2 protein-coding genes are annotated in these 1675 nt (G+C 73.9%); both read right to left on the bottom strand.

Features of this window, described 5'->3' with window-relative positions; all coding sequences use genetic code 11:
• Positions 1 to 1016 (bottom strand): polyketide synthase dehydratase domain-containing protein (locus MCAG_RS27060; RefSeq protein WP_198141658.1); only part of this gene is annotated, 1016 nt, incomplete at its 3' end.
• A partial coding sequence (locus MCAG_RS34035; RefSeq protein ID WP_304412204.1) for a ketoacyl-synthetase C-terminal extension domain-containing protein occupies positions 1009 to 1675 on the bottom strand: 667 nt, incomplete at its 5' end. The genes MCAG_RS34035 and MCAG_RS27060, both read right to left, overlap by 8 nt.

Raw genomic sequence — 1675 nt, 5'->3', positions numbered from 1 at the left:
GGCGAAGCCACCACCACCCGACCCACCACACCAGACAACACCGACACCACAGCATCATCACCACCAACCACCAACACACACCACGCCGACACATCACCCAAAGACGCAGACTCCACCACCCACCGCTCGGCCAAACCCACCACCACACTCTCCGGTGGGGCAGCGACCTGTCGCAGCTCGAAGTCCCGGACGACGACGAGGAGCCGCCCGTCGTCGTCGAGCAGCCGGACGTCGAAGCGCGTCCGGTCGCCCTCGGTGGGTGCCCCGGCCGACGGGGTGACGTACGCCCAGCAGTGGACGGGCAGCGGCGCGTACGGCTCGACCCGGCCGACCGCGTAGGGCAGGTAGAGCAGCTGCCCGGCGTCCGGGGTACCAGCGGCACCCGAGGTTTCGGCGTCGGACGCGCCGGTGACCCCGGTGACCGCCTGGAGGGCGGCGTCGAGCAGCGACGGGTGCAGCCCGAACCGCTCCGTCCCGGCGGCCAGGTCGGCCGGCAGTTCCAGCCGGGCCAGCGCCTCGCCGGGTCCGTAGCGCAGTTCGCGGATGAGCCGGAACGCCGGTCCGTAGCCGAGTCCGGCCGCGGCGAAGCCGTCGTAGCACTCCCGGCCGTCGCGTACTCGCACGCAGCGGGCCGCGATCGCGGCGGGGTCCATCCGCTCCGGCGTGCCGACCGGTTCGCCGTACTCGACCGTTCCCCGGGAGTACGGTCGGGCCTGCGGGTCCCCAGCGTCGCGTACCTCGAACGCCACCCGGCCGTCCGCCTCGACGCGCAGCGCGACGTCGACCGTCAGTCTGTCGCCGACCACCACCGGACGGACCCACACCACCCCGGTCAGCGCGGTGACCGTCGCGTCCGGCCGGGCCAGCTCGCCGGCCGCGCGGGCCAACTCCAGGTGCGCCGTGCCGGGCAGGACCCGCTCCCCGCGCACCACGTGGTCGCGGACGTAGAAATCCTGCGGATCCAGCACCGCCCGCTGGCAGAACCCGTTCAGGTCGGACACGTTGACGTCAAGCATCGGGTGGTCGGAGGACTTGCCACCGGCCCGGCTGGTCACGCCGGCGGGGCCGGCGGGCGCGCCCGGCGTCACGTCGGTGAACCAGTACCTTTTCCCGGGCGAACGGGTACGTCGGCAGGCTGACAATCCGTCCGTCACCCCGACGCGCCGGCCGCCAGTCGACCGCCTCCCCCGCCACGAACCGGGCCGCGACCCGGTGCGCCTGGTCCGCGCCGGACGGCTCCTCCACCGCGCCCTCGGCGATCCGCCGCAGCCGGCGTACCGCGTCGTCGTGGTCGGCAGCGACTACCACGGCCCGCGCGGCCATCGCGGTACGCCCGGTCTGCAGGGTGTATGCCACGTCGGCCAGCACCGGCCGCTCGCGCTCCAGATGCTCGGCGAGCCGGCCGGCCATCTCGCGCAGTCGCTCGCCGTCGCGCGCCGAAAGCGGCAACGCGTACGGGCCCGGCACCGGCACCGCCAGCGCCCGCTGGACGTACTCCTCCACCACCACGTGGGTGTTGTTGCCGGACATGCCGAACGAGCTGACCCCGGCCCGGCGGGGCTGCCCGGCCGGCGCCCGCCACGGCTCGACGGCGGTGTTCACCCGGAACGGGGAGCCGTCCAGGTCGAGGTACGGGTTGGGGGTGGTGAAGTTCGGCATGGCCGGAATTTCGCCG

It is taken from the genome of Micromonospora sp. ATCC 39149 (assembly GCF_000158815.1).
Lineage (GTDB): Bacteria > Actinomycetota > Actinomycetes > Mycobacteriales > Micromonosporaceae > Micromonospora.
Note: the sequence above shows the minus strand (reverse complement) of the source record. Positions and strands in the feature narration are given on the sequence as shown.